The following is a 21,003-nucleotide window of genomic DNA, read 5'->3' as shown; positions in this document are numbered from 1 at the left end:
AGATGCCCGCATGACACAGGATTGCAGCACCCCGAACGGCAATATGGCGGGCGCCCCCCGCCACGCGGCATCCTCTGACGCACATCCCGGCGACGCCACGCATCCCCTTCTTGCCTGGCTGGCCACCCAGCGCGCCCAGGACGGCATGCTGCTGCTGGGCGATGCCCGCCCGTTCTTTCACGACGAGGCCACCTACACCGCCCACCACGGCGAAGACCCCGCCCCCTTCGACACGGGGCAGGGGCTGGCGGCCCTGCTGCGGGGCACGGGCGCGGACATGTCCGCCCCAGCGCTGGAGATAGGCTGCGGCTTCGGCTATCTCAGCCTGGGGCTGGCCAAGGAAAATCCCTTTCCGCTGTTGCTGCTTACCGATACCTCGCCGGGCTTCCTGCGCATTCTGGGCCAGCGGCTGGATGCCCACGGCGTGGCATGGCGGGCGGACGACAACGCCCCTGCCGCCCCCGGCATGACCATTCCCGGCATGGCTGGCTCCGACATGTCCGGCCCCGGCACCGTCCGGCTGGGCATCCTGTCCGGCGACGCCATGCAGGAAATCCCCGACGCCAGCCTGTCGTGCATCGCCATGCGCGCCACCCTGCACCACGTGGCCGATGTGGACGCCTTTCTGGCCCAGGCCGCGCGGGTGCTGCGCCCCGGCGGGCATCTGGTGTTCGAGGAACCCTGCCGCGAGGCCCTGCTGCTGATGGGCGTGCTGGTGGCCCAGATGCCGGAGCTGGCCGCCGCGCGCGGGGTGGAGGTGACCCCGCGCCAACTGGAACTGATCGACCTGTTCCGGCGCATGGTGGAATTCTACTGCCGCCAGGACATCGACAAGAGCACGGCGGAAGACAAGCACCTGTTCCACCCCGTGGAAATCGCCGCGCGCTGCCGGGCGCACGGATTCGACACCGCCGTCTACGCCAACACCACCCTGGCCTCGCTGAAGTACCTGCACGGCGAATCGCCCCTGCCGCCCACCTTCTTCCACGACTCCACCCGCACCTACATAGGCGAGGTGTGCCGCATGCCGGAGCTGGTCCCCCTGTTCGACGCCACCATCGCCGCATCGTGCGCCTACATCGACGACTGCTCGCGCGGGGGGCGGGGGCCGCACTACATCAGCGTGTTCGACGCGCGGCGGGTGTAGACCCGCCCGGAACCCGGCCACGCGTTCCGCCATGCGGACGGTTCCTGCTCCTCCGCAGGTCCGGCACTTGCGCATTGCTTGCACACTACTTGCATACCATTTCGCAATACCGGCCACCGGCCCGGACCGGCACCGCCACGCTGCGTTGACACCGCCGCGCCGTGGTTCCGCACAGGGCGCCCCGCACCTGTCCCATGCCCCTGTAGATGCACGCAAACGTTCTGCCAGGGCTGGGGGACACGGAAGCGACAACGACTCCGGACGGAAAAGGACGTCCGCCGGAGTCCTGACGGAAGGCAGGGACACCCGCGTTCGAGATCATCGAGATGCACATGCTCGCGACAGACGGAAAGAAAGGCCCGGCCAATCGCCCCAAGGTGGTCTTTGCCGGAAAGATGGGCGGCCTTCTCAACGTCAAATATGCCTTCCTGCAAGCGGTTGCCGCCGACTACGGCTTCGACCCCCTGCTGGCGGCGGACCCCGGCGACGACCACAAGCAACTGCGAGAGGCGGGCCTGCCCGTGCTTGCCCGCTGCACCCCCGCCGACCTGGAGGACGCCGCCGCCATCGTGCTGGACGACTTCGTGGACAACACGGCCCTGAAGCAGATGCCCCTGCCCCGCGTGCCCGTGATCCAGCTGTGGCACGGGGTACCCCTGAAAAAAATCGGCTTCCCGGAAATTTCTTCCGCCGTGAACATGACACCGGAAAAGGCCGCCTGGCTCACCCGGCGGTACTCCGGCTATGCCTCCGTCCCGTCCACTTCACCCTGGATGACCGAGCAGCTGTTCTCCAGGGTATTCCAGGCGGATGCCTTTCCGGAGCTGGGCTTCGCGCGCAACGACGTGCTCCTGCGTGCCCCCGGCCGCAACGACATGCTGGGCGCGGACGTGGACCTGTATGCCCACGTGGCGCGCCACCGCAAGGCGGGCGGCAAGGTGGTGGTGTACATGCCCACCTTCCGCGACACGGGCGGCTCGTTTCTGGAAGACGGCATCATCGCCCCCCTGTTCATCAACGCCTTCTGCGTTCGCCACAACATCATATTCCTCGCCAAGTTCCACCATCTCGTCAGGGTGGAGTCCTTCCGCAAGTTGCAGGGCTTCATCGTGCACGACAGCGCGAGCGACATCTATCCCCTGCTGCCCATGGCCGATGCGCTGATAACGGACTACTCCTCCATATACTTCGACTTCATGCTGCTGGACAAACCGCTGATCTTCTTTCCCTACGACAAGGAAAAGTACATCTCGCGCGACAGGGAACTCTTCTACGACTACGCCTCCATGACACCGGGGCTGCACGTCCGTTCGCAGGAAGAACTCGCTTCCGCCATCCTTCGCACCGCCATGCACGGGGAAGACCCGCATGCCGAAGCCAGGCGCGGGTTGCGGGACACCGTCTTCGCACGGGTCGACGCCCAGTCGGCCCACCGCGTGTGCAAGCACATCAAGGACCTGGTAACCAGTAACAAGGAGTGTTGAGATGTACGCCGTCATTCTTGCCGCGGGGGTCGGGACACGCCTTGGCCGCCCGTTCCCGAAGTCGCTGTCGGTGCTGCCCACGGGCGAACGCATCCTCGGCCGCCAGATACGCCTGCTGCGCGAGGCGGGCATCACCAAGGTCATCGTGGTCGTGGGGTTCAAGATGTCCCTGATCATGGAGGAGTACCCGGACGTATTGTACTGCTACAACCCGGTGTACTACGTGACCAACACCTCCAAGAGCCTGCTGCACTGCCTGTCCCGCCTGGACGAGGACGTGCTGTGGATGAACGGTGACGTGGTGTTCGACGGCGACATCCTGCCCGAGGTGATGGCAAGGGCCGGAGAGAACCTGGTGTGCGTGGACAAGAAGCGCTGTGCCGAAGAAGAGGTGAAGTACCGCGTGGACGGCACGGGCAACATCGCGGAAATATCCAAGACCGTGGCCAACCCGCAGGGCGAGGCCGTGGGCATCAACATGATTTCCCGCGCCGACCTGCCCGCCTTCGTGGATGCGCTGCAACGCTGCGACGACATGGACTACTTCGAAAAGGGCATGGAGCTGTGCCTGCGCGAAGGCGTGGCGTGGAAGCCCCACGACATTTCGGCGTACCGCTGCATCGAAGTGGACTTTCTGGAAGACTGGCAGCAGGTGCAGGCCACCTTCGCCAACGGGTAACGGCGCCACCGCCACCAAGGGCCCACTGGCCCATGTGGCCACAATGCGGAACCACACGGACGGAGAGGATGCAGGAACTCGTCGAACACAAGGCCGCCGCGCTGGCGGCGGAAGCCGAACGCAGCATGGCGCGCGGCGACGTGCAGGCCGCCAGCGCCCTGGCTGCGCGGGCCTTGTCCCTGCACGCTGGCCAGCCCCTGGCGCTGGCCGTGCGTGAACGCATCGCCGCGCTTGCCGCGCCGGGCTATTCCGTGGTCATTCCCACCTGCAACCGGCTGGACATCCTGCAACGCTGCCTGCACTGCCTGGAACGGCAAACCCTGCCCCGCGACCGGTTCGAGGTGATCGTGGTGGACGACGCCTCCACCGACGGGACCGCAGATTTCCTGGCCGGGCACCACCCGCCGTTCACCCTTCGGACCATCGCCATGCCCAGGCGGGGCGGACCGGGCAAGGCGCGCAATGCGGGCATCCGCGCGGCGCGGGGCGACATCGTGCATTTTCTCAACGATGATGCGCTGATAGAGCCCCACGTGTTTGCCCTGCACGCCACCCTGCACGAGGCCCTGGCCGACACGCCCGTTTCCGTGCTGGGCCGGTTCGACTTCGCCCCGCCCTTCACCGACACCCTGTGGGGCTACACCCTGCAACACGGCGACCTGCTGTTCCGCTACCCCACGTTCACCCACAACGGGCTGCACGGGCACACCTCGTACTATACCTGCAACATCAGCACGCCCCGGCAGCAGTTGGTGCAGGCCGGGCTTTTCGACGAGGCGTTCACCGGCGGCCAGTGGGGCGCGGAGGACATGGAGTTCGGCATGCGCCTGGCCGCGCTGCCGGTGCCGGTGCTGTTCCGCGACGACAGCCGCTCGGTCCACGTGCACGACGTGGGCGTGGAGGGGCTGGCGCGCACCGCGCTGGTGCGGGGCGGCGGGGCGGTGTGGCTGTTCGCCAAGCACGGCGGCTCGCCCCACTACGCCCGCATCGGCGCGCGCGACGTGGCCTACTGGCGCAACCTGCCCACCCGCGTGACCGAACGCATGCGCGAACTGCACGCGGTGCTGGCCCGGACGGAAGACCTGCGGCCCGCGCCGGACCCCGTCACGGCCACCGCTCCGGAGGGTACCACGGCCCCTTACCTGCGCCGCGAAGACCACGACGACATGCACCGCCTCTGCCTGGGGCTGTGGCCACTGCGCACGCGCGAACTGCTTCAGGTCATCGACGGGGTGGAACGCATGGTCCTGGATGTCCTGCACGCCGCCGAACGCGGCGCGACCATGCAGGAATGCGCGGCCCGGCTGTACCCCGCGCAACTGTTCATCCGCTTCTTTCACGACACCATCGGCGTGTGCGGAGTGGACACCATCCGCAGGTTCTGCCCCGACGCCCCGCCCCTTCCGAATCTGGATGGCACGCGGGGTGCCGCGCCGGATGCCGCGCCGGGCGAAACGACGAACGGAACGCCAAACGGAACGCCAAACGGAACGACGGACGACATGGCGCAGCCCTGCGCCGCGCCGCCCCGCGCGGGCAAGCGCGTGCTGCTGGCCTGCAACTTCTTCTGGCCTTCGGTGGGGGGCACCGAACTGTTCATCGAAACCCTGGGCCTGCACCTGCGCGCACAGGGGCACCATGTGGAAGTCGCCTGCCGCTGGCAGGAGAACCGGGCCTCGGAAGTGCGCCACGGCATGCCCATCCACGCCTTTCGCTGCCACGGCAAGTTCACGGACCCCACCATGGGGCCGGACACGGAACGGTACCGCGCCCTGGTCCGCAACGGCGGCTACGACGCGGTCATCGTGCTGGCCCACCCGGACAACTGGGCCTGCCATTTGCTGGCGGGCCTGCCGCAGCCGCACCCGCGCATCATCATGCTGCCCAGCATCAACGCCGAAAACATGGAACACTGGGCTGAGCGCGGCGTTCTGGACGACATTGCCCGCACCCTGCGCGCCGCCGACGTCTGCGTGGCCGTTTCGGAAAACGGGCATGACAGCCGCCTGTTCACCGAGCTTGGCGTGCCGCAGGCCTTTGTCCCGCATGCCATGGACCCCGCTCCCGCGCCATGGGACATGCGCGCGCGCCTGGGCCTGCCACGCGACGTGCCCCTGCTGGCCTGCGTGGGCAACTTCTGGCCGGTGAAAAACCAGCTGGCCCTGCTGCGCCGCCTGGCCGACGCCCCCCCCGATGCCCTCTCTGACGGCACCCCGGACTGGCGGCTGGTGCTGGCCGGGGGGGCCCTGCCGTGGGAAAAGGAACGCCGCTACTTCGAGGAATGCTGGCAACTGGCACGGCAGAACCCGCGCGTGCGCATGCTGGGCCCCCTGCCGCCGGAAGAGGCCACCGCGCTCATCCGCGACGCCGACCTGCTGCTGGTGCCCTCGCAGGGCGAAAGCGCGGGGCCGCTGGTGGTGCTGGAGGCCATGGCCCTTGGCTCCCCGTGGGTGGCCACGCCGCAATGCAACGCGGTGCACGACGAAGGCGGCGGCGTCATCGCCCCGCTGGAGGACTTTCCCCGCGTGATCGGGCGGTTGCTGGCCCGACCGGACCTGGCGGACGAACTGGCCCGCAACGGTCGCGCGCACTGGGAACGCTGCTTCCGCTGGGCCACGGTGGCCCCGCTGTTCGACGCGCTGGTGCGCAACGGCTCCATCCCCGCCGGGGCACGCATGCCCGACGACCTGCGCACTGCACGGCAGCAACTGGCGGATGCGGTGCTGGGAGTGTGAGCCCCGCCGGGTCAGGGCCGAACACCTAGTCAGGGCCGAACACCTGGGTCAGGCCGAACAGCCGCCCCCCTGCCCACGTCGGCCCCGCACCAGACCCGGCCTGAAGACGCGCTACGCGCCGCCGCGCGCGCTGGCCGCACGCCACCCCCAACGCCTTCCCTCTTGCCCCTGCTCTTGTCTCCCGCCACCCCCAGCTTGCGGGCGCACGCCCACCCGGTGTAGTCGGTACCTTCCCCCTGCGAACCGTAGCACCTGATTTCCATGGGAATCCCACACCCGGACCACACCGCTCCCATCCGTGAGGGACAGCAAGAAGGGGAAGCGGGCGCTTTCCGACTTCGGCCTATCCTGCCACGCGCCTGCCGGGCCCTGCGGGGCTGGCGAGGCGGGCGGGGCTGGCAGCCGTTCCGGAACAACCCCGCGTCGAAGAAATGACGGCCCGACGTAATACCGCACACGCGAACGCCGGAAGAATGTTCCCCCCACGCACCTTGCCTCCCCGCATATGCCCGCACGCGCCCCGCAGGGGAGGCGCACCATCCCGTAGCGTTCCGGGCCGCCCGCCTTGCCCGCCCGCTCGTCACGGTGCGCCGCACCGCGTTTGGCGCATCCGGCGCTCTGGCACAGCGCAAGGCGTAACGGCATCCGGCCTGCCGCCGCAACAGCGGCCCGGTTTTTGCAAAATATCCCCCAGAATCAGCCGCAGCCCCGCAGCATGGGCCCGCAGCCAACCAAATCACCCTGAAGAGAGCCGCCTGTCGTGGAAAACACCGCATCGCCACTCGCAGCCACGGGCCGCACCGTACTCGTCACCGGAGCCGACGGCTTCATCGGCTCCCATCTAGCCGAAGCCCTGCTGCTTGGCGGCGACAACGTGCGCGCCATGGTCCAGTACAACTCCTTCAGCAGCAACGGCTGGCTGGACGGCTCGCCCCATGCGCGGGACATGGAGATCATCGCGGGCGACGTGCGCGACGAACACTTCATGCGCCGGGCCGTGGCCGGGTGCAACGTGGTCTTCCACCTGGCAGCCCTCATCGCCATTCCCTATTCCTACGTGGCGCCCCGCTCCTATGCGGACACCAACGTCATCGGCACCCTGAACGTGGTGCAGGCCTGCCGCGACCTGGACGTGCCCCGGCTGGTGCACACCTCCACCAGCGAGGTGTACGGCACGGCCCGGTTCGTCCCCATCACGGAAGACCACCCCCTGCAACCGCAGTCTCCGTATTCGGCCAGCAAGATCGGGGCGGACCAGATCGCCCTGTCCTACCACCACGCCTTCGGAACGCCGGTGACGGTCATCCGCCCGTTCAACACCTATGGCCCGCGCCAGTCCACCCGGGCGGTGATCCCCACCATCATCACCCAGCTGGCCGCCGGACAGCGGCGGATCAAGCTTGGCGCGCTGGCCCCCACGCGTGACTTCAACTTCGTGGCGGATACGGTGCGGGGGTTCATGGCCATGGCCAAGGCCCCCGGCGTACTGGGCAGGGTGGTGAACGTCGGCAGCAACTTCGAGATTTCCATAGAGGACACGGCCCGGCTCATCGGCGAAGCCATGGGCGTGGACTTCGAGATCGTCTGCGACGCCCAGCGCCTGCGCCCCACGGGCAGCGAAGTGGAGCGCCTGTGGTGCGACAACACACTGGCCCGCACCCTGGCGGGCTGGACGCCCGAATACGCGGGCCGCGAAGGATTCCGGAGCGGCCTTGCCATCACTGCCCAATGGTTCCAGGACCCCGGCAACCTCAAGCGGTACACCGCGGGAGCGTACAATGTCTAAGCACGCGATCATCCTGGCGGGCGGCCTTGGCAGCAGGCTGCGGCCCTATACCGTGGTGCTGCCCAAGCCCCTGATGCCCATAGGCCCGTACCCCATCCTCGAGGTGGTCATCCGCCAGTTGGCCACAGCCGGGTTCACCGACATCACCCTGGCCGTGAACCACCAGGCGGAAATCATCAAGGCCTACTGCAACTCCGGCAAGCGCTGGGGGGTGCACATCAGCTATTCCATGGAAAAGAAGCCGCTGGGCACCATGGGCCCCCTCAAGCTTATCCGCGACATGCCGGAACATTTCCTGATCATGAACGGCGACGTGCTCACGGACCTGGATTTCGGCGCCCTGTACACCCACCACGCCACGCGGGACAACACCTTCACGGTGGCCACCTGCCCCCGTGAAATGCGCTCGGAATTCGGGGTGCTGGAACTCAACGGCGATGACACGCTGCACGGATTCCGCGAAAAGCCCGTGGTCCACTACAACGTCAGCATGGGCATCTACATGGCATCGCGGCGCATCCTCGACTTCATCCCCGACGACGAGGCCTACGGCTTCGACAACCTGGTGCTGGACATGATGCGTGCCCGGCACGCCGTGCATGTCTACCGCTACAACGGGTACTGGCTGGATATCGGACGCCCCGACGACTACATGACGGCCATCGACATGTTCGAGGCCAACCCCACCATGTTCCTCAGACAAGGAGCCCCGCGTGTGGCGCGTGCCGCTGTTTGACCTGGACTTCGACGCCCGCGAGGAGGACGCCGTGCTGGCCGTGCTGCGGCGGCGCTGGCTGACCATGGGCGACGAGACCCGGCTGTTCGAAGAGGAATTCGCCGCCATGCTGGGGCAGGGCGCCCAGTGCCTGGCCATGTCCAGTTGCACCGCCGCCCTGCATGCCGCCATGCACCAGCTGGGGCTGCGCCCCGACGACGAGGTGGTCGTCCCGGCCCTGACCTTCGTGGCCGACGCCAACGTGGTGGCCATGTGCGGCGGCACCCCCGTGCTGGCGGACTGCGCCTCGCCGCGCGACTGGAACATGAACGCCGACACCATCGCCCGCGTCCTTACCCCCCGCACCCGTGCCGTGGTGGTGGTGCACTATGCCGGGCAGCCCTGCCACATGGAGCCCATCGTGGCCCTGTGCCGCGAGCGCGGTCTGGTACTGGTGGAAGACGTGGCCCACGCCGTGGGCGCCACCCTTGACGGCAGGCAGTGCGGCACCTTCGGGGACATGGCCTGCTTCAGCTTCTTCAGCAACAAGAACCTGTCCTGCGGCGAAGGCGGCATGTTCGTATCGCGCGATTCCCGGCGCATCGAACAGGCCCGCCTGTTCCGCTCGCACGGCATGACCACGCTGACCCTCGACCGCCACAAGGGCCGCGCGGACAGCTACGACGTGCTCTCGCCGGGGCTCAACTGCCGCATCACCGAAATGGGCGCGGCCCTTGGCCGGGTGCAGCTGGCAAAGCTGGCGGCCAACAACCACCGCCGCAGGCACCTGACGGACTGCTACGCCCGCGCCCTGGATTCCGTGCCCGGCCTGTCCCGGCCCTGGGACAGCAGCGACGACACCCGCCAGTCCTCCTGCCACATCCTGCCCGTGCTGCTGCCGCAGGGCCCGGACCGGGCCGCCGTCATGGCTGGCATGCGCGGCGAGGGCATACAGACGTCGATCCATTACCCTGCCCCGCAGTCCTTCACCGCCTATGCGGACCAGTTTCGCGAGACACCCGTCGCCGCCGGGATCTGCGCCCGCGAGTTGACACTCCCCCTGTTTCCTTCCATGACCGAATCCATGATCCATGACGTTGTCGGCGCGTTGCGGACACACCTTTTGCAGCAGGACGCGACATGAACATTCTGGCGGTCGGCGCACACTTCGATGATGTGGAACTGGGATGCAGCGGCACCCTGATGAATCACGTCCGCAAGGGTGACAACGTCACCCTGCTGGTGCTGACAAGTTCCGGCTACACCGACCCCAACGGGAACATGGTGCGCTCGGACGACATTGCACTGGCCGAAGGCCAGGCCGCTGCCGCCATCATGGGCGCGGAACTGCTGACGCTGGACTACAGGACGTTCTACCTGCCGTTCAACGAAGAAGTCACCATGTCCCTGAACAGGCTCATCAAGGACCGCAAGATAGACACGGTCTACTGCCACTGGATCCACGACCTGCACCGCGACCACCAATGCGCCGCGCAGAACACCATCATGGCCTCGCGCCATGTGCCCCGCGTGCTGATGTACCGCAGCAACCACTACGACACCCCCCACACCTTCGCGGGCAACATCTACTCCGACATTTCCGGGGTCATGGACCGGAAGATAGAGGTCATCAAGTCCCACAAGTCGGAGTTGGAACGGGTGCGCTACCAGTGGGTCGACTTCTTCACCCGACTTAATTCCAACGACGGACAGAAGATCGGCGTTGACTACGCGGAATGCTTCGAAATCGTCCGCTATCTCATCTGAACCGCATGCGCGTCACCATCCACCAGCCCGATTTCATGCCCTGGCTGGGCTTTTTCGACCGCTGGCGCGCCAGCGACCTGTACATCGTGCTCGACGACGTGCAGTTCCTGCGGCGTGGCTGGCACCACCGCGACAGGATCAAGACCGCCGCTGGTCCGGCCTGGCTCACCGTGCCCGTGCAGCAGAAGGGCCGCTACGACCAGCTCATCAACGAGGTGGAGCTGGACGGCGACGCTTGGAAACGCAAGCACCTTGCGGCCATCCGCGCCGCCTATGGCCGCGCCCCGCGCTTCGCGGAACTGTTTCCGCAGCTGGAATCCCTCTACGCGCGCCCCCACCAGCGGCTTGTGGACCTCAACGTGGATCTGCTGCGCTGGCTTGCCGCGCACTTCGGCATCACCACGCCCATGGCGCTGGCCTCGGCCTGCGCGGTGCGGCAGCAGGGCACGGCGCGGCTCGTGGAGTTATGCCGCCTGTATGGCGCAACCGCCTACCTCACGGGCACAGGGTCGCGGGCGTACCTGGACGAGTCGCTGTTCCGGGAACACGGCGTGCGCGTCGAATGGCAGGCCTTCGAGCATCCCGTGTATCCGCAGTTGCATGGCGCGTTCGAGGCGGGGCTCTCGGCGCTGGACGGCCTGATGATGGGACATGGCGCGCCGTCCGCCTCCGGGGCCGCCGCATGAACGCCATTCTCACGCCATTGCCCTGGGATTCCGCCCAACTCGGTCTGCCGTGCTCCCGCCTGGACTGGGAGCCCCCCGTACAGGCCCGCCCGCATGACACGTGGCCGGACGAATGGCTGCCAGACGAACTTTTGACGGCGATGGCGACCGCACTGCATGACGCCGCGCATACGGCCCTTGTGGTCGGAAAACTGCCTGCCGGACTCTGCGAACCGTCTGCAATGCAGGCCGTGTTGCCGGGGTGGCGCGTGCAAATGCTGGGCGTAGAGGTGGTGCACCACCGCCCCGCCAGCGCGTCCGGCGTCCGTGGCACCCGTGACGCACGGGGGGACAGGGATGATCGGGACGACGTCACGCTTTACGCAGGCACAGCTGATCCCACGCCGTTTCTCCCTTTGGCATGGGACATGCTATACAGCCGGTATCACCTGGATCCGGAAATAAGTACCACCCGTGCCGCTGCCCTGTGGGAAGCTTCCATCACCGACCATTGCCAGGGCTTCGCCCAGGAGACGGCAGTGGCCACGCTCGGGGGCCGACCGGCAGGCATTGCCACGCTGCACCTTGATCCGGAAACCGTCCGCCTGCACATCGTGGGCGTACTGGCCTGGGCCAGGGGTCAGGGGGTCGGTCGGCGGCTGCTGGAAGCGGTCATCGCCCGCCATGGGCACCAGCGATCCCTGCTGGTGGAGGCGCACGCCGAAAACCGTGCGGCGGCCGCGCTGTACGGTGCGGTGGGGTGTCGCCCCTTGCGCCGGTACGACGTGCTCCATTTCCGGAACCTAACGTTCACCATGTAAGGGGTCGTTTTTCATGCTGCGCTGCACCTACGCCGGAACCTCGGGCGAACTGCATCTTTCCTGGGACAATCCTCCGTCTCCCGCGGTCCAGGAGCATCCCGAGCTGAAGCTGTTCCTGTCGCGCCTGGCCGACGTACCCGGCCTGCGCCCGGGCCCCGGGGGTATCCAGACGTCGTTCCACGCCCCCTACCTGCCCCTCGTGGAGGCTTTCGCCCCGCTGCTGCCGCCGGGCGTGGCGGCCTGCCACCGCCATTGCGCCGCCGAACTGGCCGGGCAGCCGTCCGCCCCCCGGAACGACGGGCTGCACGTCAACTTTCACCAGCACCCCTTCGACACCCCCGAACGGGCCTGGCTGTTCACGCTGAACCAGGGCCGCTTTGTCGACTACGTCTTCAACCGGCTGGCCTGGCACCTGGCGCCCACGCACCGGATCGTCACGCCGTTCCCGCTGCACGTGGACCTGGAATCGGCCAGCACCTGCAACATGCGCTGCCCCATGTGCTACCGGGACATGCTGGAAAGCACCGGCCAGATGGACATGGGGCTGTTCCGCGACCTCATCGACGAGTGCGCCGCCAACGACCTGTACTCCGTGCGCCTTTCCTGGCGCGGAGAAACCCTGACGCACCCGCGCATCACGGAAATGATCGCCTACGCGGCGGCCCGCATTCCCAACGTGTCGTTCCTGACCAACGCCTTCTACATCGACGAACGCATCAGCGACTGCCTGGTGGAAAACGGGGTGAGCTACGTGGCCGTTTCCTTCGACGGCATCGGCGAGGTGTACGAAACCATTCGCGCCCCGGCCAGGTTTTCCGAAAGCATGGACCGCCTGCGTCTGCTGCGCCGCAAGCGCGAGGCCGCCGGTTCGTCGTTGCCGCAAATCCGCACGTGCACCGTCTGGCCCGCCATCAGCCACGACCCCGGCGCCTACCAGCGCACCATGGCCGAGGTGGCGGACTACATGGTCAAGAACCCGTACATCAACTTCAAGGGGCCCATGGTGCTGAAGGAAGGCTTTGTCTGCCAGTACCCGTGGGAACGCATCGTCATCGGCTGGGACGGCGTGGGGCAATGCTGCACGGGCTGGAACGCCACCGACATCGCCCTCGGCAACGCCCGCAGCCTGTCCATCCGCGACATGTGGCACTCGGAAAAAATGGACCAGGTCCGTCAGTTGCACCACGAAGGCCGGCGCATGGATATCGGCAGCTGCCAGCAATGCCGCCATGGCTCGGAAAGCGACCCCAACGTCACCATTGCGCAGATCGTGGAACGCAAATGGTAACCGCCCCCCTGCGCGTGCTGCTGGCCGCCAACTGGGGGTTGGGAGAACGGCTGCTGGATGCCCTGCTGGCCTGCCCCGAGGTGGACCTGCTGGGCGTGGTCACCCGGTGCGCCCCCGTGGCGGACGACCCGTGGGCCGACGCGGCATGCCGCCGGGCGAGGGCCGCCGGGCTGTCCGTATGGGACGAGCGGCAGGTGCAGCCAGCCGACCTGGGCCAGTTGGTCCGCGACCTGAAGGCGGACGTGCTGTGGCTGCACGCCTACATGCGCCTGCTGCCGCGCCCGGTGTACACCGCCGCCAGGCTGGGCACGGTGAACGTGCACGCCTCGCTTCTGCCCGCCTACCGGGGGCCTGCGCCGCATCACCACGTGCTGCGCAACCGCGATCCGGCAACCGGCCTGACCAGCCATTTCGTAGATGACGGCGTGGACACCGGCCCCATCATCCACCAGGTACGGCTGGCCCTGCGCGGGGACGAAACCCTGGGGGACCTGCTGGACACCCTGAAGGAAGGCGCCGCGCCCCTGGTGCGCGGCACTGTCGAAAATTTGCTGGACCCGGCGTTCCATCCTGTGCCGCAGGATGCGTCCCTGGCCACCTATGCCCCTGTCATGGAAGGAAGTCCCTCATGAAAACGTCCGAGACCCGTGTCCAGTTCAGCTGCGAAACGCAGTGGGAATACCTGAGGAACGAATGGCGCCGCAGCAGCGGCAAGCGGCTGGCCTACCTTGCCAACCGTTACGCCTGGAACACCTACCCCAGAAAGCGCAAGGTGGCCCCGTTCCCGCTCAACGTCGACATCGAGGTCAGCAGCGTGTGCCAGATCAAGTGCACCCACTGCTTCCGCCAGTACATGGACATTGGCGAAAACGGCTTCATGCCGCTGGACATGTACCGTTCCATCGTGGAGGAGTGCGGTCGGCACGGGCTGTTCACCCTCAAGTTCAGCATGCGCGGCGAACCGCTGCTGCACCCGGACATCGTGGAAATGGTCCGGCTGGCCAAAGCGGCGGGCGTCCGGGAAGTCTGGATCAACACCAACGGCGGCCCCATCACCGAAGACCTGGCCAGAGGCATCATTGGCGCCGGGGTGGACTGGATAACCATGAGCTTCGACGGCCTGGGCGCCAACTACGAAGCCGTGCGCGTTCCGCTGAAGTACGAGGACTCGCTGCGCAAGCTGAAGACCCTGCGCCGCGTGCGTGACGAACTGGGCGCGCACACCCTGCTCAACGTGCAGGGCATCTGGTCGGCCATCAAGGACGATCCGCAGGCCTACATCCGCACCATGAAGGGCATCGTGGACCGCGTGGCCTACAACCCGGACATGCATTTCGACCACAACACCGTGGTGCCGGACCCCGCCTTCGTCTGCCCGCGCCTGTGGCACCGCCTGTGCATCACCAGTTCCGGCAACTACCTCAAGTGTCCGTCCGACTTCACCATGCAGGAAATCCTGGGCAACGTGCGGGAAACCGGCGTGAAGCAGGCATGGGACGTGTTGCAGGAGCACCAGCGCACCCTGCACCTGACCGGGCGGCGGCTGGAAAGCGCTGTCTGCGCCGCGTGCCACCACGGGGCCAAGAAGAAGAAGGAAGCCGTCCAGCTGGGTGATGAACGCCGCGAGGACTACACTTACGAAAGCAAGGAACAGGCCTGATATGGGCGCGCAGGACAAGCACTGGAAAACCGTCTGCGGTATCGAGCTGTTCAAGGTGGAATACCGCCTCAAGGAATTCCTGTACAAGACCTTCGGCATCACCCTGCCCAAGCTGCGCGACCAGCGCGACTACTGGGCCTGGCGCGGCAACGCCTACCGCGACGAGATCCTGGCGTCGGGCTACCTTGACCGCGAGGTGTTCTTTCAGGACCTGATCATGCGGGAACTGGCCGAGCAGCGCTACGAATCGGCCTTCGAGGCCGGTTGCGGCTTCGGCTGGAACGTCAAGCGCGCCAAGGAGGAATTCCCCTGGATGCGCGTGGGCGGTCTGGACTTCAGCCTGCCCCAGTTGCGCAACATGCGCGACTACAAGCCCCAGTTGGACATCGGTGCCGCCCAGGCGGATGCCTGCGCCATGCCCTTCAAGGATGACGCCTTCGACGTCGGTTTCACCCTTGGCGTGTTCATGAACCTGCATCCGGGCATCATCCTGCACGCGCTGTCCGAAATGGTGCGGGTGTGCCGCAGGCGCATCGTGCACGTGGAATGGTCCGCCCGCCACGCCACGAAGGACCTGGTGGACAAGCGCGCCTTCAAGACCAACATCGTCTCCCACGATTACGACGACCTGTACGCCACGCTGGGCGTCAAGCCAGCAAAGATACTGACCTACCACGACTTCGGCCAGGCCTTCCGCGAGCACGAGCGCCGGACATCCACCCGGCTGGACCGCTGGGAAGGCTTCGAAGGGGCCGACAAGTACACCATCTACGTCTTCGATCTCTGATCGCCACGGAGCATGTCATGAATCTGCGCAAGCGCGAGCAAACGGGACTTCCGCTGCTGATTGCCGAAGTGGGGTTCAACCACGAAGGCAGCCTGGACCAGGCCCGGACCATGATCCGCGCGGCTGCCGCATCCGGCGCCGACGCCGTCAAGTTCCAGACGTTCCGGGCGGCGGACCTGGCCCTGCCCACTGCGCCGCACTTCGAGCTGATCCGCTCTGCGGAAATGAGCCCGGAACAGGCCCGCGCGCTGGCGGACACGGCCCGCGAGGCGGGCATCGCCTTCTTTTCCACGCCCTTCAGCCTGGATGCCGTAGCCATGCTGGAAGCCGTGGGGGTACCGGCCTACAAGGTCGCCTCCATGGACCTGGCCACGCCCTATCTGCTGGACGCCGTGGCGCGTACCGGCAAGCCAATCATCCTGTCCACCGGCATGGCCACCCTGGACGAAACCGGCACCGCCATCGACCAGTTGCGACGCGCCGGTGCCACGGACATCGCCCTGCTGCACTGCCTGTCGCTGTACCCGGCAGAGGCCGGGGACTGCAATCTGGCCGCCATCGGCGAGCTGAAGCGCGCCTTCGGACTGCCCACGGGCTGGTCCGACCACTACCCCGGCTCCAGCGCCTGCCTGGCGGCCTTCTGCGTGGGCGCGGACATCATCGAAACCCACTTCACGCTGGACACTGCCACTCCCGGCGGCGACCACGGCCACTCCCTGGACCCTGCGGGCATACAGGCCCTGGTGGACGAAATGCGCCGCATGGCCCCCATGTTCGGCGGACAGGACTTCTTCAACCGGCGGCCCGACCGCCAGCATGCCGCCGCCTACCGCCGCGGCGTGTACGCGGCGCGGGACATCGCCCCCGGCGAAACCCTGACCATGGCCGACCTGCTGTTCTGCCGCCCCGAATCGGAACTGACGCCGCGCACCGTCGAAGCCGTGCTGGGGCGCAGGGTCGTACGACCGCTCACCGCCCATGCCCCCCTGAGCCCGGGCGACGTGGACGGCAGGAACGCCTAGGAAGGTCCGCATGCGCGCCATCGTGGTCGTCCAGGCCCGCGCGGCCTCCACACGGCTGCCCGGCAAGGCCCTGAAGCCCCTTGCCGGGGTGCCCATGCTGGCCTTTCTGCTGCGCCGCCTGCTGGCTGGCGGGCTGGATGCGCCCTGCTGCCTGGCCACCACGACCCGGCCCGAGGACGATGCCCTGGCCGAGTTGGCCGCATCGCTCGGCGTGCCCGTGGTCCGGGGCGAATGCGAAGACGTCCTGTCCCGCTACCTGCGCTGTCTGGACTGTTTTGTCCCGGCTGGCGCGGTGCGCGTGACGGCGGACAATCCCTTCACCAGTCTGGAGATGCTGCGCCTTGCGCTGGATGGCCTTGCCCAAGGCGCGGACTACGTGGCCCTGCCAGAGGGGTGCCCCCATGGCGCGGGCGTGGACGCCTTCAGCGCCGGGGCGCTGCGCCGGGTGGCCGCAACGGCGCCGGACCCGGCGGAGCGCGAACACATCAACCTGCGCATGCTGCGGCAGCCGGGGGCGTTCGCCATCCGCACCCCCTCCATTCCCACGGCGTGGCAACGACCGGACGTCCGGCTGACCGTGGACACGCCCGACGATTACGCCGCCGCGCTGCGCCTAGCCGGGGGCAGCAGCCCAGAGGAGTTGCTGGACTTTGACGACATCCTCGCCCGAATTCCGCGACCTGCTGCTTGAGGGCACCGGCACGGCGGATACGATATTTTTCCGGGTGGACGCGGGGCGCGCGCCGGGGCTGTCGTACGGCCACCTGTCGCGCTGCCTGATGCTCTCGCGCGAGCTGCGCCAGCGGGGGACCGATACCGCCCTGCTCATGGGCGGCCTGCCCGATGGCGTGGCCTACGCCCGCAGCCAGGGCGAACGCGTGCTTCCCCCCACCCCGGATGCGCTGCGCCGGACGTCCGCCCGGACGCTGGTGATCGACCTGCCCTACGACCCGGAGCCGGACCTGCTGGAGGCTGCCCGTTCGGCGGGCCTGCTGCTGGCGTACCTTGACGATACCGGGCGCTCGCACATCGCCGCAGACGTGGTGCTCAATTCCTCCATCCTCGCGACGCCGGGCATGTACCCCCTGGTCCGCACGGCGCTGCTGGGGCCGAAGCACTTCCTCATGCCGCCGGAAGACATGGCGCTTTCCCGCCGTTGCCGTGGCCGCGCCGCGTCAAGTGTACCGGGCGCCCCGGCCATGCCAGACTCCCAGTCCAGCCCCGTCCGGCCCGGTCGCCCAAGCTCTCCCCCCAGCCCGGACACCCGACCGCGCGTGGTCCTGACCTTCGGCGGGTCGGACCCCACGGGCCTTACCGGCAAGGTGCTTGCCGCGCTGGAGAAGGCCGCGCTGCCGCTTTCCCTGACGGTCATCCTTGGTCCGGGTTTTGCAGCCGAAAACCCCATCGAACCCCTGGCGGAATCTCTTGCAGCCACGGTGATCAGGGCGCCGGAACGCCTGCTGCCCATTCTGTGCGACGCGGATCTGGTGCTCTGCGCGGGTGGGCGCACGCTGTACGAATGCACGGCGCTCGGGCTCACCACGCTGGCCATTGCCAGCACCGACAACGAAGCCGCCGTCATCGCGGCATTTCTGGCCAGGGGAATGTTACCAGCGGGCCTTGCCGCATGGGACGTAGGGCTGTTCGTCCGAACGCTCCGACGCATCCTGCCGTCGGCATGATCCATGGGGCGGCAGGATGCCGGTAGACCCGTCCGTCCGGCATGTTCGCGCATGCCCCACACGTCCTGCCCGGTTGCGCTCGGACGGCCTCCCGCGTCCCCTCTGATCGCTGCCCCCTCGGCGTCACACAAACGATTCGCCCGTATCCGTGGAGTTTACATGTACACCCTGTCCGCCGCAGCTTCCACAAGCGCAACGCTGGCCCGCCTTGCCGCCGAGCGACCGTTCAAGACGGTGGAAACCTTCCAGGTCAACGACTTCTACGGGCATGCCTCCATGCTCAAGCGCTACGTCGGCCTTGCGGGCGAAAAGCCGTTACGGAGCATCATCGAACATGGCGTACGGTTCGGAAATTCCAATTGGGCCACGGAAATCAACGCGCCGTTCTTCGTCTATTGCTGCTGGTCGCCCAGCCGGTTCGACGTCATTCACAGCGCCACGAACAAGGCATGCTTCGCGCTGGGGCCCCTGATAGAATACGTATCCCCTCCGCGCCCCGAAAGGCTGGAGGAACTGCACGCCGCGTTCGGACGCAACCTGCTGTTCTTTCCCAGCCACTCCACGCACTGGGTGGAAAACGATTACGACGTTGCGGAAATCTGCGCCACGCTGGAACGAATGGGCAAGGATTTCGACACGGTGCGCGTGTGCATGTACTGGAGGGACATCCAGCGCGGGCTGCATGAGGAATACATCAGGAAAGGATTCACGGTGCAATGTGCCGGACACATATATGATAAAAACTTCTATCGCCGCCTTCGTGAAATAATCGAACCGGCCACCATAACGGCATCCATGACCCCAGGATCATGTATAGGACACTGCACAAGTCTTGGGAAACCATATTTTCACATTACCACGACGACCACGTGGAACAGCAACCACCAGCTCTACTACAGCCAGATTTCCGGCGACATAGAACAGCTTCCCGTAACTGAGCATCTTGCGCAACTGTTCAAGACGCCACGCGAAGACATTTCTCCGGAGCAGCAAGCCTTTCTGGCCACGCACCTTGGCGTGGGCCATCGCAAGACGCCGGAGGAACTCCGGCGCATCTTCCAGCTCGGGGAAGACATATGGAGCCTTTCGCAGTCCACCGCGCCCGACGACAACCGCCTGCTGGCGCTCATGCTGGTGGCGAAGACGCTAGAAGCCCATCACGCGGGCAACAGGCTGCACATGCTCCGCTTCGCCGAGCAGGCCGTCGCCTTGGCCCCGGACCTTGAACACCGCGTTCTGGACATCATCCAGTCCACCACGGCCCACCCCGGGGCATGATGCTTCCCGGGCGACAGCGAAACGAGCCATGGAATACTTCGACAGATTTCCCGCATACCGCCAATGGCCGCTTGAGGAACGGGCGGTTCACCTGCCGCATGTGCCGCTGATAGCCCACGACACCCCGGTCATGAACCTTGGCAGTTGCTTCGGCGAGTATCTGCAACTGTTTCTGGACATGTACCACTTCAACGCCCTGGAGCCGCAGGCAGGGTACAAGTATTCCTGCCACTCCATCCTGCGCGAGATAGACAACGCCCACGCAAACCGGCTGACCAGCCGGGAGCAGTTGTTTTTCGGCACCAGCGGGTACACCGACCTGAACCATCATCGCGTCTACGACCAGGATATCGACGCCTGCCGCGCCAAGATAAACGCCATCGAGCGCAACGTGCGGGAAGCCCTGTCCCGCACCGAGGTCATCATCCTGACGCCGAGCCTGATCGAGGTGTGGAAGAACCGCCGGACGGACGAGTTCATCCTGCACCCCTACCCCGGCGTGCTGTGCGAATCCACCGACCTCGAGGTCCATTTCCTGACGGTGGCCGAGAACATCGCCTACCTCGAAAGCACGCGCGACCTGCTGTTGCGCTTCAACCCGCGCATGCAGATCATCGTTGGCGTCTGTCCCACCCCGCTGCGCGTGACCTACCGCGACGAAGATGCCGTACAGGGCAACAACGCCTCGAAGTTCACGCTCTACGCCGCCGTCAACGAATTCTGCCGCCGCCACGACAACGTCCACTACTTTCCCGGATACGACATCGTCTTCTCGGAGCTGGCGGGAAGCCGGCATTACATGGAAGACAACCGGCACCTGGCGCACCCCGCCGTACGCCACTATCTGCGCCGGTTCGGCCAGATGTTCTGTTCCGAACCCAGCCAACGCATCATGGCCCTGCTGGAACGGCTGGCCATTTGCCCCCCGGCGGAGGCCGATGCCTGCCTTGAAGAACTCGGGGCGCTGGGGTACCCCGCGGACCTGCTGCACATGAAGACCGCCAGCGTCCGCCTGCGCGGTGGCGACGGCAAGGGCGCCTTCGACAGCCTGTGCCGCGTCTCCATGCTGCAGGAATCCCCCGCGCTGAACCTCAACCTGGGGCTGCTGCTGCGCGAAATGGGCTTTTCCGCCAAGGCCGCCACGTTCTTCGGGCGCGCGCTGGACCTGCTGCACGACATCCCCGGGCTGTCCCTCACCATGGCCGACCGCGCCCAGCGCATCCGCCTTGGCGACAACCACATGAAGGCCTGCTGCAACATCTTCGACACGCGCCGCGATGTCCTGACGCGCATGCGGGAAACCGCGCGGGCGCTGCTGCGCGGCGCACCGGGCGCGCAGCTTCCGCCCTTGCGCGGCCTGCTGTTTGCCGATGTCCCGGCCCAGCCGCCCTTTCCCATCGGCATGGGGGCGCATGCGGCCATGCCCGAGGCCCCGCCCGCCCGCACCGGCATGCCCACCGACTGCCTTGCAGGCAGTTGCTGAACGG

General features: G+C 66.8%; 19 protein-coding genes. All 19 read left to right on the top strand.

What is annotated here, in order from left to right; translation table 11 throughout:
* Window positions 1-10: 10 nt before the first annotated feature.
* Window positions 11-1,147 carry a class I SAM-dependent methyltransferase gene (locus tag K6142_RS08105; protein ID WP_190243455.1) on the top strand — a complete coding sequence of 379 codons (1,137 nt, stop codon included), beginning with the start codon at window positions 11-13 and terminating at the stop codon, window positions 1,145-1,147.
* A 332-nt stretch (window positions 1,148-1,479) separates the two neighbouring features.
* Window positions 1,480-2,631, top strand: coding sequence for a CDP-glycerol glycerophosphotransferase family protein (locus K6142_RS08100; protein WP_190243456.1), 1,152 nt, complete (start codon window positions 1,480-1,482; stop codon window positions 2,629-2,631).
* 1 nt (window position 2,632) lies between these two features.
* Complete coding sequence (locus K6142_RS08095) at window positions 2,633-3,310, top strand: NTP transferase domain-containing protein (protein WP_012612960.1); 678 nt, start codon at window positions 2,633-2,635, stop codon at window positions 3,308-3,310.
* A 68-nt stretch (window positions 3,311-3,378) separates the two neighbouring features.
* Window positions 3,379-6,045 carry a glycosyltransferase gene (locus tag K6142_RS08090; protein ID WP_190243457.1) on the top strand — a complete coding sequence of 889 codons (2,667 nt, stop codon included), beginning with the start codon at window positions 3,379-3,381 and terminating at the stop codon, window positions 6,043-6,045.
* Window positions 6,046-6,805: 760 nt separating this feature from the next.
* Window positions 6,806-7,831: an NAD-dependent 4,6-dehydratase LegB gene (locus tag K6142_RS08085; RefSeq protein WP_190243458.1), complete on the top strand. Its 1,026-nt coding sequence runs from the start codon at window positions 6,806-6,808 to the stop codon at window positions 7,829-7,831.
* Window positions 7,824-8,567, top strand: coding sequence for an NDP-sugar synthase (locus K6142_RS08080; RefSeq protein WP_190243459.1), 744 nt, complete (start codon window positions 7,824-7,826; stop codon window positions 8,565-8,567). Before K6142_RS08085 ends, K6142_RS08080 begins: the two co-directional genes overlap by 8 nt.
* Entirely contained in the window at window positions 8,554-9,690 is a 1,137-nt protein-coding gene (locus tag K6142_RS08075; protein WP_223290197.1) for a DegT/DnrJ/EryC1/StrS family aminotransferase, read from the top strand. The genes K6142_RS08080 and K6142_RS08075 overlap by 14 nt, the downstream gene beginning before the upstream one ends.
* Window positions 9,687-10,313 (top strand): PIG-L deacetylase family protein, encoded by a 627-nt coding sequence (locus K6142_RS08070; protein WP_190243461.1) that lies wholly within the window; start codon window positions 9,687-9,689, stop codon window positions 10,311-10,313. The genes K6142_RS08075 and K6142_RS08070 overlap by 4 nt, the downstream gene beginning before the upstream one ends.
* Before the next feature lie 5 nt (window positions 10,314-10,318).
* Window positions 10,319-10,999 carry a WbqC family protein gene (locus K6142_RS08065; protein ID WP_190243462.1) on the top strand — a complete coding sequence of 227 codons (681 nt, stop codon included), beginning with the start codon at window positions 10,319-10,321 and terminating at the stop codon, window positions 10,997-10,999.
* A complete protein-coding gene (locus K6142_RS08060; protein WP_190243463.1) occupies window positions 10,996-11,799 on the top strand; it encodes a GNAT family N-acetyltransferase in 804 nt (267 codons plus the stop codon). The genes K6142_RS08065 and K6142_RS08060 overlap by 4 nt, the downstream gene beginning before the upstream one ends.
* A 13-nt stretch (window positions 11,800-11,812) precedes the next feature.
* Window positions 11,813-13,087 (top strand): radical SAM/SPASM domain-containing protein, encoded by a 1,275-nt coding sequence (locus tag K6142_RS08055; RefSeq protein WP_190243464.1) that lies wholly within the window; start codon window positions 11,813-11,815, stop codon window positions 13,085-13,087.
* Complete coding sequence (locus K6142_RS08050) at window positions 13,081-13,719, top strand: methionyl-tRNA formyltransferase (protein ID WP_190243465.1); 639 nt, start codon at window positions 13,081-13,083, stop codon at window positions 13,717-13,719. The genes K6142_RS08055 and K6142_RS08050 overlap by 7 nt, the downstream gene beginning before the upstream one ends.
* On the top strand, window positions 13,716-14,747 hold the full coding sequence (locus K6142_RS08045; protein WP_190243466.1) for a radical SAM/SPASM domain-containing protein: 1,032 nt from the start codon (window positions 13,716-13,718) through the stop codon (window positions 14,745-14,747). Before K6142_RS08050 ends, K6142_RS08045 begins: the two co-directional genes overlap by 4 nt.
* 1 nt (window position 14,748) lies before the next feature.
* Window positions 14,749-15,534 (top strand): class I SAM-dependent methyltransferase, encoded by a 786-nt coding sequence (locus K6142_RS08040; RefSeq protein ID WP_190243467.1) that lies wholly within the window; start codon window positions 14,749-14,751, stop codon window positions 15,532-15,534.
* A 17-nt stretch (window positions 15,535-15,551) separates the two neighbouring features.
* The gene (locus K6142_RS08035; RefSeq protein ID WP_190243468.1) at window positions 15,552-16,556 is read left to right on the top strand and encodes an N-acetylneuraminate synthase family protein; all 1,005 of its coding nucleotides are present in this window, start codon (window positions 15,552-15,554) and stop codon (window positions 16,554-16,556) included.
* Between the two features lie 10 nt (window positions 16,557-16,566).
* Entirely contained in the window at window positions 16,567-17,247 is a 681-nt protein-coding gene (locus K6142_RS08030) for a cytidylyltransferase domain-containing protein (protein WP_190243469.1), read from the top strand.
* The gene (locus tag K6142_RS08025) at window positions 17,207-18,238 is read left to right on the top strand and encodes a hypothetical protein (RefSeq protein ID WP_190243470.1); all 1,032 of its coding nucleotides are present in this window, start codon (window positions 17,207-17,209) and stop codon (window positions 18,236-18,238) included. Before K6142_RS08030 ends, K6142_RS08025 begins: the two co-directional genes overlap by 41 nt.
* A 159-nt stretch (window positions 18,239-18,397) precedes the next feature.
* Window positions 18,398-19,516 (top strand): hypothetical protein, encoded by a 1,119-nt coding sequence (locus K6142_RS08020; protein WP_190243471.1) that lies wholly within the window; start codon window positions 18,398-18,400, stop codon window positions 19,514-19,516.
* Between the two features lie 28 nt (window positions 19,517-19,544).
* Complete coding sequence (locus K6142_RS08015) at window positions 19,545-20,999, top strand: GSCFA domain-containing protein (protein ID WP_190243472.1); 1,455 nt, start codon at window positions 19,545-19,547, stop codon at window positions 20,997-20,999.
* The last annotated feature ends 4 nt before the right edge of the window (window positions 21,000-21,003 follow it).

Source organism: Nitratidesulfovibrio sp. SRB-5, assembly GCF_019931275.1.
Taxonomy (GTDB): Bacteria; Desulfobacterota; Desulfovibrionia; order Desulfovibrionales; family Desulfovibrionaceae; genus Cupidesulfovibrio.
Note: the sequence above shows the minus strand (reverse complement) of the source record. Positions and strands in the feature narration are given on the sequence as shown.

Excerpts from the sequence above, each read along its gene's own strand:
- K6142_RS08055 (WP_190243464.1), top strand. The coding sequence starts at position 11,813 with ATGCTGCGCTGCACCTACGCCGGAACCTCGGGCGAACTGCATCTTTCC.
- K6142_RS08040 (WP_190243467.1), top strand. The coding sequence starts at position 14,749 with ATGGGCGCGCAGGACAAGCACTGGAAAACCGTCTGCGGTATCGAGCTG.
- K6142_RS08100 (WP_190243456.1), top strand. The coding sequence starts at position 1,480 with ATGCTCGCGACAGACGGAAAGAAAGGCCCGGCCAATCGCCCCAAGGTG.
- K6142_RS08050 (WP_190243465.1), top strand. The coding sequence starts at position 13,081 with ATGGTAACCGCCCCCCTGCGCGTGCTGCTGGCCGCCAACTGGGGGTTG.
- K6142_RS08070 (WP_190243461.1), top strand. The coding sequence starts at position 9,687 with ATGAACATTCTGGCGGTCGGCGCACACTTCGATGATGTGGAACTGGGA.
- K6142_RS08065 (WP_190243462.1), top strand. The coding sequence starts at position 10,319 with ATGCGCGTCACCATCCACCAGCCCGATTTCATGCCCTGGCTGGGCTTT.
- K6142_RS08030 (WP_190243469.1), top strand. The coding sequence starts at position 16,567 with ATGCGCGCCATCGTGGTCGTCCAGGCCCGCGCGGCCTCCACACGGCTG.
- K6142_RS08080 (WP_190243459.1), top strand. The coding sequence starts at position 7,824 with ATGTCTAAGCACGCGATCATCCTGGCGGGCGGCCTTGGCAGCAGGCTG.
- K6142_RS08045 (WP_190243466.1), top strand. The coding sequence starts at position 13,716 with ATGAAAACGTCCGAGACCCGTGTCCAGTTCAGCTGCGAAACGCAGTGG.
- K6142_RS08090 (WP_190243457.1), top strand. The coding sequence starts at position 3,379 with ATGCAGGAACTCGTCGAACACAAGGCCGCCGCGCTGGCGGCGGAAGCC.
- K6142_RS08035 (WP_190243468.1), top strand. The coding sequence starts at position 15,552 with ATGAATCTGCGCAAGCGCGAGCAAACGGGACTTCCGCTGCTGATTGCC.
- K6142_RS08015 (WP_190243472.1), top strand. The coding sequence starts at position 19,545 with ATGGAATACTTCGACAGATTTCCCGCATACCGCCAATGGCCGCTTGAG.
- K6142_RS08105 (WP_190243455.1), top strand. The coding sequence starts at position 11 with ATGACACAGGATTGCAGCACCCCGAACGGCAATATGGCGGGCGCCCCC.
- K6142_RS08060 (WP_190243463.1), top strand. The coding sequence starts at position 10,996 with ATGAACGCCATTCTCACGCCATTGCCCTGGGATTCCGCCCAACTCGGT.
- K6142_RS08095 (WP_012612960.1), top strand. The coding sequence starts at position 2,633 with ATGTACGCCGTCATTCTTGCCGCGGGGGTCGGGACACGCCTTGGCCGC.
- K6142_RS08020 (WP_190243471.1), top strand. The coding sequence starts at position 18,398 with ATGTACACCCTGTCCGCCGCAGCTTCCACAAGCGCAACGCTGGCCCGC.